Below are 15208 nucleotides of genomic sequence, written 5' to 3'. Positions count from 1 at the left end.
CGCGTCCGTTATCTTGATAGTTGAACATTGAACAATCGGCGCTGACGTGCCGGCGGAAGAAGGGAAGGCGCCAGACGTGGTCGTCTACAACGAGCTCATCTCCATCACCGCGGGGGCGGGGCTCCTCGGATTCGCGAAGTTCCTCTCGGACCTCATCCGCAAGCAGCGGATCGACAGTGAGGGCTGGGCGGCGTTCTTCGGGGTCACCGGCCTGCTGCTGTTCGTGTTGGGACTGCACACCACGGTGACCTGGCCCTACGGTGGCGACGGCTTCGAGTACGCCAACATCGCGTTCGGTCAGCCCGCAGCCGGCTTCGGCGCGCTGCTGCTCCTCGCCGCGGTCTACCTGTGGCGCCACCGCTCGCTCTACGCGGGTGACGTCGACGGCGTGAACGCCAAGACGTTGGAGGGCCTCAAGCCGGCCAGCATCTTCGTCGGCGTCCTCGGTCTGGGGATGGCCGTCATCGCGATCTCGTTCGTCCGCTACCAGCTGGGTGCGGCGCCGCCGGAGGAGCCCATCACCGGCCGCTTCGGCCACCTACCGCTCATCGAGGCGCTGTTCCTCGGTGGCCTGTGGGGCGTCGTGGCTCTCGGTGCTCTGCTGTTCGCGATCGCTTTCTGGACCGGCCGTCCGCACCTGCTGCGCTGGGCCGTGTGGGCCTTCGCCATCGGTGGCGTCGCGTTCGCCCTGTTCGGTGCGATGAACTTCTACACGCACATCGGCATGTACTACAACATCGCCAACGGCACGATGATCAAGTGGTAGCCCGCTGAGATGAACGTCTGACGACGGGGCCGACGGAGCATGCTCCGTCGGCCCCGTTCGCGTGCCATGCGTGCTGGCGATCGGCCTCGATCACGGTCGGGGCGCCTCCTCCTCAGATCTGCTGACGCCGGGGTCGAGCGCGTAGGTGTGCACGCTCGCCCTGCTGGCCGAAGAGGCTGAGGAACTCGACGGGCTCGGCGTCGGCGGGGCCGAACCAGTGCGGCACCCGGGTGTCGAACTCGGCCGCCTCGCCCGGGGTCAGGACGAGATCCCGCTCGCCCAGGACCATCCTGAGCCGGCCGTCGAGGACATAGACCCACTCATAGCCCTCGTGCGTCTTCAGCTCGGGCTCCCGGTGGTCGCCGGACAGCACGATCTTGTAGGCCTGGATGCCCCCGGGTCGTCGCGTCAGAGGCAGCATCGTCATGCCCTCGTGCGTCACCGGTCGCAGGTGGATCCGGGGGTCCCCGGTCGGGGGAGCGTCCACGAGCTCGTCGAGCGCGACGCCGTACGCCTGCGCCAGGGGCAGCAGCAGCTCCAGCGTCGCGCGCCTTTCGCCCGACTCCAGCCTGGACAGCGTGCTGACCGAGATCCCGGTCTCGCCCGAGAGTGCTGCGAGCGTGATCTCGCGCTCGCGACGCAGGGCACGCAGGCGCGGACCGATGGTGCTCAGGATCTGCTCGAGGTCGTCCACACCAACGAGTTTGCCATAACAGCAAGGACGTTTGCGGCATGGCATGTCGGGCTCGCATGCTGGTTCGCGGAGGTGGTCGACATGACCGACGAGCTGATGGACAGCTATGACGTGGTGGTGATCGGTGGCGGTGCGGCAGGGCTGAACGGTGCGCTGATGCTCGCCAGGTCGAGACGGTCGGTGGTGGTCATCGACGCCGGCGCGCCCCGCAACGCCCCGGCCGACGGTGTGCACGGACTCCTCGGCCACGACGGCATACCTCCGGCCGAGCTGCTGGCACGTGGCCGTGCGGAGGTGCGCCGGTACGGCGGCCAGGTGGTCGACGACGAGGTCGTCGGGGCGAGCCGAGACGCGACCGGCTTCACAGTGGTCCTGAGCGGTGGGCAGTCCGTGCACACCCGGCGACTGCTCGTCACGACCGGGCTGGTGGACGTGCTGCCCGAGGTGCCGGGGCTCCGCGAGCGCTGGGGACGGGACGTGCTGCACTGCCCCTACTGTCACGGCTGGGAGGTTCGCGACCAGGCGGTCGGCGTGCTCGCGAGCGGACCGATGTCGGTGCACCAGGCGCTGCTCTTCAGCCAGCTCAGCGACGACGTCGTCTATCTCACCAACGGCTCTCAGCTGACGGACGAGCAGGCCGGGCAGCTGGCGGCACGCCGCATCACCGTGGTCGATGGGGAGGTGGCATCCGTGCAGGTCGTCGACGACAGGCTGGCCGGCGTCCGCATGGCCGACGGCCGGATTGTGCCCCGTGACGCGATGGTGGTGGCGACGAGGATGGAGGCGCGCGCGAGCTTCGTCTCCGAGTTGGGTCTCCACGCGGTGGAGCACCCGAGCGGCACTGGGCTGCACATCGCCTGCGACCAGACCGGTCGGACCGAGGTGTCCGGGGTGTGGGCGGCCGGCAACGTGACGGACCTGAGCGCACAGGTCGGCACCTCCGCTGCTGCCGGTGCCATGGCCGGGGCGCAGATCAACGCCGACCTGGTGATGGAGGAGACCCGGGTGGCTGTCGAGTCAGGCGCCGTCGCGGACACCGCACGTCCCACTCCGCGCCGACAGTCCAATCGCGACAGTCATCACGACGGCGACGGTGGCGACCACCACCACCGCGACCAGCGCGAGGGCGACGGCCACGACGACCACCATGACGAGCACGAGCACGAGCACGACGGCGACGACCACGACGATGGCGGCGGAGACCACCGCCACCACGACGGCGACCCCCACCACGACGGCGACCCCCACCACGACGGCGACCGCCACCACGACGGCGACCGCCATGCTTCGACCACCGCCCAGTTCTGGGACGAGTTCTACGGGGACGCAGGCCCGTGGAGCGGCGAGCCCAATGCGGTGCTTGTCGCAGAGCTCACCGAGCGGCCGGTCACGGGACGCTCGGCGTTGGATCTGGGGTGCGGCACCGGTGCGGACGCGATCTGGCTCGCCGGCAACGGTTGGACCGTCACCGGCATTGACATCTCCGAGAAGGCGCTCGCCCAGGCCGGTGCGGCGGCGGCCGCTGCCGGAGTCGATGGCGGCATCACGTGGTTGCGGCACGACCTCGAGGCGGACTTCCCGCAGGGCAGCTGGGACCTGGTCACTGCGGCCTACCTGCACTCACCGGTGGAGCTGGAGCGGGCGCGGATCCTGCCCCGGGCGGCCGCGGCGGTCGCCCCGGGCGGGACGTTGCTGATCATCGGGCACGAGGGGCCGCCGTCGTGGGTCGAGGGGCCACCGCCGGTGCACTACCCGAGGGCCGACGCGGTGCTGTCCGGGCTGGACCTCGACGGCTGGACGGTCGAGGTGGCCGAGAGCCGAGCCGTCGCGATGCGGTCTCCAGACGGTGGTGCCGCCGGCCGCACCGACAACGTCGTTCGGCTGCGCCGCACCGACCGGTCGAACCGCTGACGACCGCCCGAACGGCTGACGACCGCCCGGACAACTGACGACCGTCTGGACGGCTGACGACCGCTCGGAAGGCTGACGACCGTCCCTACGGCTGACGACCGTCCCGCCGGGGGACCGGCCGCTCGAACGGGCTGACGTCCGCCCGTCCCCCAGGCAGCTGACGTCGCGGTCACGCCTGCAGGACCCGCTCACGTCCCACCATGAGGCCGACGACGAGCTGCGCGAGTGCGACGACCGCCAGGCAAACGAGCAGCATCGGCCCCGGACCGGTGAGGTCGCGCAGCACGCCTGCCCCCACCAGGCCCAGCGCGGCGACGCCGTATCCGACCGCCTGGGACATGGAGGAGAGCTGGCTCGCCGTCGTCGCGTCGGCCGAGCGCAGCCCCACCAGTGACAGGGCGACCACGAAGGCGGCGCCGGTGCTCAGGCCGATCATCACCACCCAGACGAGCAGCAGCCCGGGCGCCAGCCAGAGCCCGAGCATCGCCACGACCATGAGGGTCGGGACGAACGAGGCGGCGAACCGCTGGTCACCGAAAAGGTGCATCAGCGACGGCACGGCCAGGTTCGACCCGATCGCGACGGCCTGGAACGTGAACAGGTGCCACCCGGCGGTGGCGGCGTCGACCCCGAGGTCCTGCTCGACGCTCGGCAGCCAGTTCAGGAGCGTGTAGAAGACCAGCGACTGCAGTCCCATGTAGGCAGCTACCAGCCAGGCGAGCCGGGTGCGGTACACCGAGCGACCTGCAATCCCCGCCGGCCTCGTCGCCGGGATCGTCCGCGCGAGGTCCGGGGTTCGCTCAGCCTGGTCGCCGGTGCGGCGCGCGTGGGTGATGCGCGGCAGCCAGACCAGGACCCCCACCACGATGAGCACCGCCCAGAGTCCGAGCGAGAGTCGCCAGGTGCCGACGCCGGCCAGCGGCACCGCCAGTCCGGACGCGATCGCCGCGAAGACGCTCTGGGTGGCCACGTACCAGCCGGTGGTGGCCGAGACCCGGAACGGGAAGTCCTTCTTCACGATGGCCGGCAGCGCCACGTTGCCCACCCCGACCGTCGCCCCGATTAGCACCGTGCCTAGCCACAGGTTCGCCGTCGGGCCGGGCAACGAGCGCAGCAGGGTGCCCAGCCCGAGCACGAGCAGGGCGACCAGCACCGTGCGCTCCATCCCGAACCGGCGCGCCAGCGGGTGCACCAGCGGTGAGACGACGGCGAACGCGATCACCGGCACGGCGGCCAGGACGCCGAGCTCGGCGCTGCCGAGGCCGGTGTCCGCGCCGATCTGCGGAAGGATCGGGCCCACCGACGTGATGACGGGCCGCAGGTTGATCGCGACCAGCAGGATCCCCGCCAGAAGGAGCGCGGCCGACAGCGGGCGCGCGTTGCGGTCGGACACGGTCATGCATCGGCTCCTGGCTCATGGCGGACGCCGCGGCACGACGACGCAGCCGCGGCGGGGGATGGGGGCGTCGCCCGCCACGGACCACCGTACGACGGGTCCGGGACGTCGCCCGCCACCGGCCACCGTACGACACGAGAGCAACGTCCCGGTCGGCGGGTCGGAAGGTTGGTCGCCGGCCGAAGCCCGGCTGGCGACTCTTCTCGACGGGTCGTGAGGTTGGTCGCCGGCCGAAGCCCGGCTAGCGACCCTTCGGCGGAGACTCTCCGGCTTCGGCGGCGTTTCGACCGACAGTGCCGGACCGCGACCTCAGGCAAACAGCAGGTGAACGGCAGATGAGAGTCTTCTCATCTGCCTCTCCGTGCTTTCTCACCGGGTCCGACCAGAATAGGTTCAGGACGTCGGACGAGGTGCCTGTGACCGGGCGCCGAAGGGGTCAAGAGATGAAGTCGCGCATGATCTGGACGATCACCGGATCGCTGACAGCCGCCGGCGTGGTCGGCGGCATATCCATGGCGATGGCGGACTCTCCGCAGACCCAGGCGATCGAGGGCGTAGACATGGGGACCCGGGCCGGCACAGGGACCGCTGCAGCGGTCAACGCCGGCACCGCGGCCGACCTGCCCGTGCCGGGCAGCGCGCTGCTCGCCGCGGCCTCGGCCACCGTTGCCGAGATGGACCGGCGGGCGACCGACCCCGCCGCGACGGACCCCGGTAGCGCCACCACCGCCGTCAGCGCGGCCAGCCCCGCCTCGGCACCGGCACCGGCACCAGGCCCTGCGCCCGCACCGGCGCCTGCACCGGCCCCCGCACCGGTCCAGGTTCCCGCGCCCGCCCCCCAGGAGGTCTCGGCGGCGTCGCCGGTCAGTGCTCCCTCGGCGGTCAGCGCACAGTCGGCACAGTCGGCCGAGTGAGACGAGCGCCCGGGCAGGCAGGCAGCACGTAGTTGCCGGCCCGCAGGCACATAGCAAGTGGTTGCCGACCCGGGCGGATGTGCGCAGCGGACCGATGGCCACGTCCGAGCGAGTGACTCCGGGCGGGCGCACCTCTGGTCGGAGCGGGGCGGACTACGCGGTCTCCAGTCTGCGCCGGTAGCGTTCGTGCAGGTCGGCCGCTCCGGTCGCCGTCTGTCCGCGCCCGAACCGCCCCTCGGCGGCACCTGGAGGATCACGATGCTGTCCCTCGTCCCAGCCCCCGCCCGCCTCGACCTCGGGGACGGCCCCGGCTTCCGCCTCGAGGCACCGGTGCGGGTGGTGGTGCCCGCGGACGACCGCATCGACGCCGTCGCCGTCGCACACCTGGGTGACCTGCTCGGTGCGGTGACCGGGGGACCGGCGATCGTCGGCCCGGCCGACCCCGGCCCGGACGTGCGCCGCAGCGGTACGGTCGAGCTCCGCCTCACCGGCACGGGGGAGGGCGGCGCCGCCCCGGACGAGAGCTACACGCTGACGATCGACGCCGACCAGGTCGTGGTCGCCGCCGCCGAGCCGATCGGTCTGTTCCGAGGGGCGGGCACGCTCCTCCAGGTCCTCGACTCCGTGCGGCCCGACGCCGACGGCCCGGTGGTACTGCCGGCGCTGCACGTCGAGGACGCCCCGCGCTACCCGTGGCGCGGCGTGATGGTCGACGTCGTCAGGCACTGGTTCGACGTCGACGTCCTCAAGGGCGTCATCGACCTGGCCGCGACCTACAAGCTCAACGTCCTGCACCTGCACCTGACCGACGACCAGGGATGGCGCCTCGAGCTGGTGTCCCGACCGCTGCTCACCGAGCGTTCCGGAACCACCCAGGTCGGCGGTGGCGGCGCCGGATACCTCTCGGCCGCGGACTACGCCGAGCTGGTCGAGTACGCCGCGCTGCGGCGCGTCACCCTCGTGCCGGAGATCGACACGCCCGGCCACGTCACCGCCGCGCAGCACGCCTACGGCGAGCTCACGCCGTCGGGCGAGCCCGCCGAGGTGGCCGACGGCACCCATGTGGGCCGGTCCAAGATCACGCTCCACGAGCCGGCCACCCTGCCGTTCGTCCGCGACGTCTTCAGCGAGCTGGCCGCCATGACGCCGGGCCGGTACGTCCACGGCGGCGGGGACGAGGCCGAGACGATGGACCCCCAGGACTACCGCGAGTTCATCGAGGTCCTCGGCGAGGTCGTCGCCGCCACGGGCAAGGACCTCGTGGTGTGGCAGGAGGCCGGCGTCGCCACCCTCCCGCCGGGCGCGCTCGTGCAGCTGTGGGCGTCGGGAATGGCGACCGACGGGGTGCTCGCGGCGGCCGCCCGTGGGCACGACGTCATACTCTCGCCGTCGGACCACGTCTACCTCGACATGAAGTACACCCCGGACTTCCCCCTCGGGCTCGACTGGTCCGGGCACACCGACGTGCGCCGGTCCTACGAGTGGGACCCGGCGACGCTGGTCGACGGGCTCGACCCGGCACGGGTGCGCGGCGTCGAGGCAGCCCTGTGGACCGAGACGGTGACCACCCGGGACGAGCTCTTCACCATGCTCCTGCCCCGGCTGGTGGCCGCTGCCGAGGTCGCATGGACGCCGCAGGAGCGACGCGCGTCCGGCGGCTTCGACGACTTCGCCCGCCGGCTCGCCGCCCAGGAGCCGCTGTGGCACCGGGAGGACTGGGCCTTCCACCGCTCGGTCGAGGTGCCCTGGGCCGCGTCGGACGGCACCGTCGAGAGCGACTGACAGGACGGCTCGGCGCGACCGAGCCCCGGCTGTCCGATACCGGAGCGCCGCCCTCGGAGTGACTGCCGGTCCTTGCCGGCGGTCCCTTGCTGGCTCGGGAGCCGTGCCGTCGCGGTGCACAGCATTGCTCCCGCCGGCGTACTGCTCGTGCTGCGGCTTGTGGGGGCAGGGGCGTCGTCCTAAAGTTTCGGTGTGCCGAAAAATACCCCGTGGGGTCGCCTACATGACGCGGTCGTGGACCGGCGTCGGGGCCAGCTCGGCCGCCCGCTGACCGTGGCGGCGCTCGCCGTCGCCGTGGGCGTCGGCGCGGCTGCCTGCGGGTCGGGCCGGGGGGACGCCGGTGCGGCGCCGACGACGGACAGCGCGGTCGACGACGACCGGCCGGTCGTGCTCACCACCTTCACCGTGCTGGCCGACATGGCCCGCAACGTCGCCGGTGACCACCTGCGCGTGGAGTCGATCACCGACGTCGGCGCGGAGATCCACGGCTATGAGCCCACGCCCGAGGACCTGCGCCGCGCGGCCGGGGCGGACCTGGTCCTGGACAACGGCCTGGGGCTCGAGGCCTGGTTCGCCCAGTTCGTCGCCGACGTCGACGCCGAGCACGTGGTCCTCTCCGACGGCGTCAAGACCATCGCGATCGCGGGGGAGGACGGCGTGGTGAACCCGCACGCGTGGATGTCGCCGTCAGGCGGGCAGGTGTACGTGGACAACATCGTCGAGGCCCTGAGCGACCTCGACCCCGCCCACGCCGGGGACTTCGCGGCCAACGGCGCCGCCTACGCCGCCGAGCTGGAGGAGCTGCGCGTCGAGCTCGTCGAGTCGCTGCGGGCGCTGCCGCCGGACCAGCGCGTGCTCGTCACCTGCGAGGGCGCCTTCTCCTACCTCGCGCGCGACGCCGGCCTGGCCGAGGCCTACCTGTGGCCGGTCAACTCCGAGCGCCAGTCCACCCCCCGCCAGGTCGCCGCCGTCATCGACCGGGTCCGCGCCGAGGACGTACCAGCCGTGTTCTGCGAGTCGACCGTCAACGGCGACGCCCAGCGCCAGGTCGCCGCCGAGACCGGCGCACGCTACGGCGGGACCCTCTTCGTCGACTCGCTGTCCGGGCCCGGCGGCCCGGTCCCCACCTACCTCGACCTGCTGCGCCACGACGCCGCGACCATCGTCACCGGTCTCACCGGGGAGGACCTGCCATGACGACGACGCAGCGCCCGACGGCGTCACGGGCCACCGCCGGGCCGCTCGCCCTGGAGGTCGAGAACCTCGTGGTGCGCTACGGCGCCGTCACCGCCCTGGACGGCGCGACGTTCGCTCTCGCCCCCGCCCGGGTCACCGGCCTGGTCGGGATGAACGGCTCCGGCAAGTCGACCCTGTTCAAGGCGCTCATGGGGCTGGTGCGGCCGGACTCCGGGCGGGTCCGGGTGCACGGGATGACGCCCGAGCAGGCCCGCCGGCGCGGCACGGTGAGCTACGTGCCGCAGACCGAGGACGTCGACTGGACCTTCCCCGTCTCCGTGCGCGACGTCGTCATGACCGGGCGCTACGGCCACCTCGGTCTGACCCGGCGGCCGCGACGGGCGGACCACGACGCCGTCGCCGAGGCCCTGGCGCGCGTGGAGCTCACCGACCTCGCCCACCGGCAGATCGGGGCGCTGTCCGGCGGGCAGCGCAAGCGCGCCTTCGTGGCCCGAGGCCTCGCGCAGGAGGCGAGGGTGCTGCTCCTCGACGAGCCGTTCGCCGGGGTCGACAAGCGGTCCGAGGCCACCGTCTCGCGCCTGCTGCGCGAGCTCGCCGCCGACGGGCGCACGGTGCTCGTCTCCACGCACGACCTGCAGTCCCTCGACGTGCTCTGCGACGACGCCGTCCTCCTCCAGCGCCGGGTGCTGCTGCACGCCGACCCGCGGGAGGTGCTCCTGCCGGAGAACCTCGCGCGTGCCTTCGGCGTCGACCCCGCCGAGGTCCCGGCCCAGGAGCCGGCGCGCGGCCACCACCGACGGGAGGGGCAGTCGTGATCGAGGTCCTCGCCGAGCCGCTCGCCTACGCCTTCATGCAGCGCGCGTTCCTCGTCTCGGTCGTCGCGGCGGTGGTCTGCGGGGTGCTCAGCTGCTGGCTGGTCCTCATCGGCTGGTCGCTGATGGGCGACGCCGTCTCGCACGCCGTGCTGCCCGGCGTCGTGCTCGCGTACGTGCTCGGCACCCCGTTCGCCGTCGGCGCGCTGGTGTTCGGGCTGCTCGCCGTCGGCCTCATCGGGGTGGTGCGCGACCGCTCGGTCATCAAGGAGGACGCCGCGATCGGCGTCGTGTTCACGGTGCTGTTCGCCCTCGGCCTGGTGCTCGTCTCGGTCACGCCCAGCCAGACCGACCTCAACCACATCCTGTTCGGCAACCTCCTCGGGGTCTCCACCGCCGACCTGGCCCAAGTGCTCGTGCTCGGGGCGGTGACCCTGGCGGTGCTGCTGCTCCGGCGTCGTGACCTGACGCTGTACGCGTTCGACCCCACCCACGCCCACGCCATCGGGCTGAGCCCGCGCCGGCTCGGCGCGCTCCTCCTCGTGCTGCTCGCGCTGACCGTCGTGGTCGCGCTGCAGGCGGTGGGCGTCGTCCTCGTCGTCGCGATGCTGATCATCCCCGGCGCGACCGCCCGCCTGCTCAGCGACCGCATCTCCCGGATGCTGCTCCTCGCCCCGGCGCTCGCGGCCGGCTGCGCCGTCGTCGGGATCTACGCCAGCTACTACCTCGACACCGCCTCGGGGCCGATGGTCGTCCTCGCCCAGGGCGGCGCCTTCGCCGTCGCGTACCTCCTCGCCCCGCGCCGCGGGCTCCTGCGTCGTCGTGGGCGCGCCGCGGTCGCCGTCGCGTAGCGTGACAGCCGTGATCGACGAGCTGACCGCCGCCACCCAGGACTACCTCAAGGTGATCTGGTCGGCGCAGGAGTGGTCCGACGACCCCGTCACCACCACGTCGCTCGCCCGGCGCATGGGCTTCTCGCCCTCCACCGTCTCCGAGGCGGTCAAGAAGCTCACCGGTCAGGGGCTGCTCGCCCACGCCCGCTACGGAGCCATCGAGCTGACCGACGCCGGCCGCGCGGCCGCCGTCGCCGTCGTACGCCGGCACCGCATCCTGGAGACCTTCCTCGTGGCCGAGCTCGGGTACGCCTGGGACGAGGTGCACGACGAGGCCGAGGTGCTCGAGCACGCCGTCTCCGACCGGCTGGTCGACGCCCTCGACGCGCGCCTCGGGCACCCCGACCGGGACCCGCACGGCGACCCGATCCCCAGCCGCGACGGCGCGGTGCCGAGCCCGCCGGCCGCCCAGCTGCACCTGGTCGACGGCGGCGTGCGGGTGCGCGTGGCGCGCATCTCCGACACCGACCCGCAGGTGCTGCGCTACTTCACCGACCTCGGGGTCGCGCTGGACACGGAGCTCGACGTGCTCGAGCGGCGCGACTTCGCCGGGACCATCACGGTGCAGGTGGCCGGCTCGGCGGCGCCGACGGAGATCGGGCTGGCCGCGGCCGAGGCGGTCTGGGTCACCACGAGCTGACGCCGGCCGGTGCGTCCCAGGTCAGGTCAGTCCGCCCGACCGGTGAAGGAGTCCATCGACCGGTGCACCCCGAAGGTGCGGGCGACGGCGTCCCACGCCCGCGACGGGAGCAGGCCGCGGCCGGCCCGCGCCACGTGCACCGTGGGCGGGGTGATCACGTGGGCCCGCCCCGCGAGCATCGCGCGCCACGCCTGGCCGACGGCGCGGCCGGGGTCCAGCACGGGGGTGAGCAGGACCGGCCGGGTGCCGGCGAACATGCCGGTGTCGACGTAGGACGGGCTGAACGTCGTGACCCGGACGTGCTCGTGCCCGGCCTGGGCGAGCTCGAGGCGAAGCGTGTCTGACCAGGAGAGCAGCGCCGCCTTGGACGCGGCGTAGACGGCCATGCGCGGGTTCGGGACGATGCCCGCGGCGGAGGCCACGTTGAGCAGCCGCTTCGGCCGGCCGCGGTCCTCGATCATCGCCGGCAGCAGGCGGCTGACGAGACGCATGGGCGCCAGGGTGTTCACCTGGACCGTGCGGGTGGCGTCGTCGGGGGCGAGGTGCCAGAAGTATGCGTTGGACGTGATGACGCCGGCGTTGTTGACCAGCACGTCGGGCACCCGGCCCTCGGCGAGCAGCGTGGCCGCGGCGTCGTCCAGGGCGTCGGGGGCGGCGAGGTCGACGGTCGTCGTGCGCAACTCCACGCCGGGTCGGGCCAGCTCGGCGGCCACCGCCGCGAGCGCGTCGGCGTCGCGTCCCCACAGGTCCAGGACGGCCGCGCCCTCGGCAGCGGCACGCTCGGCGAAGAGCCGGCCCATGCCGCGGTTGGCTCCGGTGATGACGATGTGGGCGCCACGGACGGTGCGGCTCACAGGTTCTCCCCTCCGACACGGGTGACGGGCGAGCGCGCCCACCACCCGGGCCATCCTTCCAGGCCGCCCGGCCCGCCTCCGCCGTGCGGATGTGGCAGTCGCTGCTCGACGCCGGCGCCCCGGCTTCCCTGACGCGGCGGCGACCAGTGCCCCGTACCGGGAACCGCGGGTGGTCCGGGCCCGCGGCCCGGGCGGACTCAGTCGTTGCGGCGCTCGAACGCGGCGAGCACCTCGGCGGCGATCCGGCCGCGGTCGGAGAGGGTGTAGCCGTGCTCGCGCGCCCAGCGGCGGATCTCCCCGGCGGTGGGGGCGGTGGCGGGCCGTAGGTCGGCGACCCGGACGTCACCGCCGGCCTCTTCGACGCTCTCGCGCAGCGCCGCCGCGAGGAACCGGTAGGTCCACTCCTGGGCGAGCGGGCGGGTCTCGCAGAACATGATGGGGACCTGGGGGAAGCGGGCAGCGCACTCGGCGAGCCCGTCGGCCACCACGGCGGGGCGCACCCGGTCGAGGGAGAACACCTTGGAGTAGCGGTCCTCGACCACCACCGCCGCGCGGGGCAGCTCGGCGAGGTCGGCCAGCAGGTACCGCATCCGACCGCCGGTGAGCGTAGCGACGAGGTCGGCCAGGCTCTTGCGCTCGACCGAGGCGACGACGCGTCCGTCCCACTCGACCGCGTAGTCGCCGGCGGCGAGCCCGCGCACGGTGGTGGTCGGCTGCTGGTCGGCGAACTTCCACGCGTAGCGCTCGTGGCTGTCGACGATGATCGGCAGGTCCTTGATCCCCGCGGCCCGGGCGGTCGGCACGGCGACCGCCGGTCGGGCCTGCTTCGCCGTGCGCGCGGTCTGCCAGAAGATCGCCTCCCGCCCGCCGCGGATGCGCGTCAGGACGAACTGGGAGCGGTTCTCGCGGCCCCTGTCGAGCACGAGGTCGATCGCCGCACCGCGACGCACGCACGAGCGCACCGGCACGGCCTCGACGATCTCGGGCTCCCGCGGCCAGCCGACCGCGCGGTGGCAGTACACCTTGTTGGTGCGCGGCCAGGTCTCCTTGGCCTTGAGCACGATACCGTCCGGCCCGAGCGGGATCCGCAGCAGGTAGGGCAGCGTGGTGCCCTCCTCCGGGTTGCGGGCGATCAGGAAGTCCTCGGTCACGGCACCACCGTACGGCGGAGGCTAGATCCAGCTGGGCAGCCACATGTGCAGGCGCCAGAAGTCGTAGGAGACGGTCTGTCCCGTCCACACCGGCCAGTAGAAGACCGCGAGGGCGGCCGCCAGACCGACCACGACTCCGAGCAGCGCCCAGCCGGCGGCTCCCGGACGGGCGGTGCCGTCGTCGGAGAGGAACAACGCGAGGCGCGACGGCGGTGCCGGCCGTGGTCTGCCGTCGCCATCTCGGCCGTCGCCGGACCCATCGCGGCTGTCGTCGTTCTTCTCGCGATCGCCGTCCATGGCGCGTTCGCGGTCGCCGTCGTTCTCCCGGGCGCTTTCGACGTCGCCGTCGGACTGCCGCTCGGAGGGCTCGCCGGGCGCCGTCGGCCACGCGCTCCGGTCCGGCCCGGACGGCGTCTCGGGCCGCGCCGGTCTCAGCAGCCCGGTCGCCCAGCCGAGCACGAACGTCAGGCACAGCACGACGTAGGGCACGAAGGCGACGGCGTAGAACGTGAAGATCGTGCGGTGTGCGTACCCGAACCAGGGCAGGTACATCGCCGCGTACCCGGCGAGGATCGCCCAGGCCCGCCAGTCCCGCTGCCGCAGCGCGACCCACACCAGCGCCACCAGCGCCGCCGCGGCGAACCACCAGAGCGCCGGGTTGCCCAGCGAGGTGATCGCCTGCACGCACCGGTCCGCCCCGCACGCCTCGGGCGGCGGCGCGGGGTCCGGCCAGAAGAACGAGGTCGGCCGCCACTGGACGATCCAGCCGAGCGGGTGCGCCTCGTAGGAGTGCTCGGAGTCGAGGCCGTTGTGGAAGTCCCACATCACCAGGTGGTACTCCCACCAGGAGTTCAGCGTGTCCGGGAGCCAGGAGCGCGGGAGCGCCTCGCCGCTCTCGCGCAGGTCCGCGGCCCACTGGCGCCGGTACGCCGTCGGGTGGGTGAACCAGGAGAACCAGGTCGCCACGTAGGTCAGCGCCGCCGTGGGGACCAACGCGAGGAAGGCCGGCACCCCGCCGCGCAGCACGCCGCCGCCGAACCACAGCCGCGCCCCGACGGCCCGCCGGGCGCACGTGTCCCAGACGAACACCATGATCCCGAAGACGGCGACCGCGTACAGGCCCGACCACTTCACCCCGGTCGCCAGCCCCAGCGCGACGCCGGCACCGACCAGCCACCACCGCGGTCCGACCCGCGGGCCCCAGGCGTCGCGGAGCCGGGCGGGTCCGCCGGCCTGGCTTCCGGCGAGCTCCGCCGCGGCGCGCCTGGCGAGCACCGCGCGCGTCGCGGTGCGGTCCTGCAGCACGAACCAGAAGCCGACCAGCACCCAGAACATGAGGAAGATGTCGAGCAGCGAGGTGCGGGACTCGGTCAGGTGCAGGCCGTCGATCGCGAGCAGCAGCCCCGCCACCGTGCCCAGCAGCGCCGAGCCGAACATGCGGGTGGCCAGCCGCGCGACGATCAGCACCGAGAGCGTGCCGACGACGGCCGCGGAGAACCGCCAGCCCGCTCCGTTGTCCGCGCCGAACAGGCGCAGGCCGAGGGCGATCATCCACTTCCCGACGGACGGGTGGACCACGTAGTCCGCCTCGGTGGAAAGGTCGGAGAAGTCGCCCTGGATGAAGCGGTCGTTGGCGTCCTCCGCCGGCCAGTCGCCCTCGTAGCCCAGGGTGAGCATCGAGTACGCCTGCTTGACGTAGTAGGTCTCGTCGAAGATCAGGCGGGACGGGTGGTTGAGGTTGACCAGCCGCAGGACGGCGGCCAGCGCGGTGACGACGAGCGGGCCGAGCCAGCCCCACAGCCGTGCCGTGGGGTCGAGCCGCTCGCCCAGGCCGCGGAGGCCGAGGCGGGTGCGCAGGTCGTCCTCGATCTCGACGGCGGTGCGCGGCGCCCGGAGGCCGGCGCCGGGTGCGCCGTGGGTGACGTCGGCTCGCGCGACGTCGCTCAGTTGGTCGTGCGCGACGTCGCCCGGTCGGGCGTGAACGTCGTCGTTCGGTCCGGCGTGCGCGGCGTCGCTCGGTCCGGCGTCCGGTTCGGCGTGCGCGGCGTCGTCGTCCGTCGTCGCGGCCGACGAGTCGAGCCGGTCGCGGAGGGACCGGCGCAGGACTGTGCGGGCGGAACCGTCGCCAGACCATTCCCGGTCGGTCGGGCCGGCGCCGTCGAGCTGCGGCGTCCGGTCTGGCGTGGTCATCGGGCGAG

The 15208-nt window shown here is 73.0% G+C and carries 13 protein-coding genes and 1 pseudogene; 9 read left to right on the top strand and 5 right to left on the bottom strand.

Annotated features, from left to right (window positions below):
* Nucleotides 1-76: 76 nt before the first annotated feature.
* A complete protein-coding gene (locus GD748_RS18325) occupies nucleotides 77-766 on the top strand; it encodes a DUF981 family protein (RefSeq protein WP_152196690.1) in 690 nt (229 codons plus the stop codon).
* Nucleotides 767-878: 112 nt separating this feature from the next.
* On the opposite strand, the gene GD748_RS18320 is transcribed toward GD748_RS18325, so the two are convergent.
* Nucleotides 879-1505 (bottom strand): XRE family transcriptional regulator, encoded by a 627-nt coding sequence (locus tag GD748_RS18320; protein WP_152196689.1) that lies wholly within the window; start codon nucleotides 1503-1505, stop codon nucleotides 879-881.
* A gap of 36 nt (nucleotides 1506-1541) precedes the next feature.
* Between GD748_RS18320 and GD748_RS20350 the strand changes: the two are divergent.
* A pseudogene (locus tag GD748_RS20350) lies at nucleotides 1542-2474 on the top strand (NAD(P)/FAD-dependent oxidoreductase); the annotation flags it as partial.
* Entirely contained in the window at nucleotides 2451-3371 is a 921-nt protein-coding gene (locus tag GD748_RS20345; protein ID WP_452176697.1) for a class I SAM-dependent methyltransferase, read from the top strand. The pseudogene GD748_RS20350 and the gene GD748_RS20345, both read left to right, overlap by 24 nt.
* A 169-nt stretch (nucleotides 3372-3540) precedes the next feature.
* Here the strand turns inward: GD748_RS20345 and GD748_RS18310 are convergent, their stop codons facing one another.
* Nucleotides 3541-4770, bottom strand: a complete 1230-nt coding sequence (locus tag GD748_RS18310) for an MFS transporter (RefSeq protein WP_152196687.1) — start codon at nucleotides 4768-4770, stop codon at nucleotides 3541-3543.
* Nucleotides 4771-5210: 440 nt separating this feature from the next.
* On the opposite strand from GD748_RS18310, the gene GD748_RS19655 reads away from it, so the two are divergent.
* From GD748_RS19655 to GD748_RS18275, 6 genes are all read left to right on the top strand, one after another.
* Nucleotides 5211-5681, top strand: a complete 471-nt coding sequence (locus GD748_RS19655; protein ID WP_193313016.1) for a hypothetical protein — start codon at nucleotides 5211-5213, stop codon at nucleotides 5679-5681.
* A gap of 258 nt (nucleotides 5682-5939) precedes the next feature.
* Entirely contained in the window at nucleotides 5940-7463 is a 1524-nt protein-coding gene (locus GD748_RS18295; RefSeq protein WP_152196685.1) for a beta-N-acetylhexosaminidase, read from the top strand.
* A gap of 234 nt (nucleotides 7464-7697) precedes the next feature.
* Nucleotides 7698-8660 carry a metal ABC transporter substrate-binding protein gene (locus tag GD748_RS18290; RefSeq protein ID WP_152196684.1) on the top strand — a complete coding sequence of 321 codons (963 nt, stop codon included), beginning with the start codon at nucleotides 7698-7700 and terminating at the stop codon, nucleotides 8658-8660.
* The gene (locus tag GD748_RS18285) at nucleotides 8657-9475 is read left to right on the top strand and encodes a metal ABC transporter ATP-binding protein (RefSeq protein WP_152196683.1); all 819 of its coding nucleotides are present in this window, start codon (nucleotides 8657-8659) and stop codon (nucleotides 9473-9475) included. The genes GD748_RS18290 and GD748_RS18285 overlap by 4 nt, the downstream gene beginning before the upstream one ends.
* A 35-nt stretch (nucleotides 9476-9510) precedes the next feature.
* Nucleotides 9511-10323 carry an iron chelate uptake ABC transporter family permease subunit gene (locus tag GD748_RS18280; protein ID WP_152196734.1) on the top strand — a complete coding sequence of 271 codons (813 nt, stop codon included), beginning with the start codon at nucleotides 9511-9513 and terminating at the stop codon, nucleotides 10321-10323.
* Between the two features lies 1 nt (nucleotide 10324).
* Nucleotides 10325-11005, top strand: a complete 681-nt coding sequence (locus tag GD748_RS18275; protein WP_226921610.1) for a metal-dependent transcriptional regulator — start codon at nucleotides 10325-10327, stop codon at nucleotides 11003-11005.
* A gap of 26 nt (nucleotides 11006-11031) precedes the next feature.
* Here the strand turns inward: GD748_RS18275 and GD748_RS18270 are convergent, their stop codons facing one another.
* From GD748_RS18270 to GD748_RS18260, 3 genes are all read right to left on the bottom strand, one after another.
* On the bottom strand, nucleotides 11032-11859 hold the full coding sequence (locus GD748_RS18270) for an SDR family NAD(P)-dependent oxidoreductase (RefSeq protein ID WP_152196682.1): 828 nt from the start codon (nucleotides 11857-11859) through the stop codon (nucleotides 11032-11034).
* Nucleotides 11860-12056: 197 nt separating this feature from the next.
* Entirely contained in the window at nucleotides 12057-13010 is a 954-nt protein-coding gene (locus GD748_RS18265) for an ERCC4 domain-containing protein (protein WP_152196681.1), read from the bottom strand.
* 21 nt (nucleotides 13011-13031) lie between these two features.
* Nucleotides 13032-15200, bottom strand: coding sequence for a dolichyl-phosphate-mannose--protein mannosyltransferase (locus GD748_RS18260; RefSeq protein ID WP_226921608.1), 2169 nt, complete (start codon nucleotides 15198-15200; stop codon nucleotides 13032-13034).
* Nucleotides 15201-15208 lie beyond the last annotated feature (8 nt).

It is taken from the genome of Georgenia subflava, from assembly GCF_009193155.1.
GTDB classification, from domain to species: domain Bacteria; phylum Actinomycetota; class Actinomycetes; order Actinomycetales; family Actinomycetaceae; genus Georgenia; species Georgenia subflava.
Note: the sequence above shows the minus strand (reverse complement) of the source record. Positions and strands in the feature narration are given on the sequence as shown.

Bases quoted from the DNA above. Each gene is read 5' to 3' on its own strand.
- GD748_RS18320 (WP_152196689.1), bottom strand. From the start codon at position 1,505: ATGCCATGCCGCAAACGTCCTTGCTGTTATGGCAAACTCGTTGGTGTG.
- GD748_RS20345 (WP_452176697.1), top strand. From the start codon at position 2,451: ATGGAGGAGACCCGGGTGGCTGTCGAGTCAGGCGCCGTCGCGGACACC.
- GD748_RS18310 (WP_152196687.1), bottom strand. From the start codon at position 4,770: ATGACCGTGTCCGACCGCAACGCGCGCCCGCTGTCGGCCGCGCTCCTT.
- GD748_RS19655 (WP_193313016.1), top strand. From the start codon at position 5,211: ATGAAGTCGCGCATGATCTGGACGATCACCGGATCGCTGACAGCCGCC.
- GD748_RS18295 (WP_152196685.1), top strand. From the start codon at position 5,940: ATGCTGTCCCTCGTCCCAGCCCCCGCCCGCCTCGACCTCGGGGACGGC.
- GD748_RS18285 (WP_152196683.1), top strand. From the start codon at position 8,657: ATGACGACGACGCAGCGCCCGACGGCGTCACGGGCCACCGCCGGGCCG.
- GD748_RS18280 (WP_152196734.1), top strand. From the start codon at position 9,511: ATGCAGCGCGCGTTCCTCGTCTCGGTCGTCGCGGCGGTGGTCTGCGGG.
- GD748_RS18260 (WP_226921608.1), bottom strand. From the start codon at position 15,200: ATGACCACGCCAGACCGGACGCCGCAGCTCGACGGCGCCGGCCCGACC.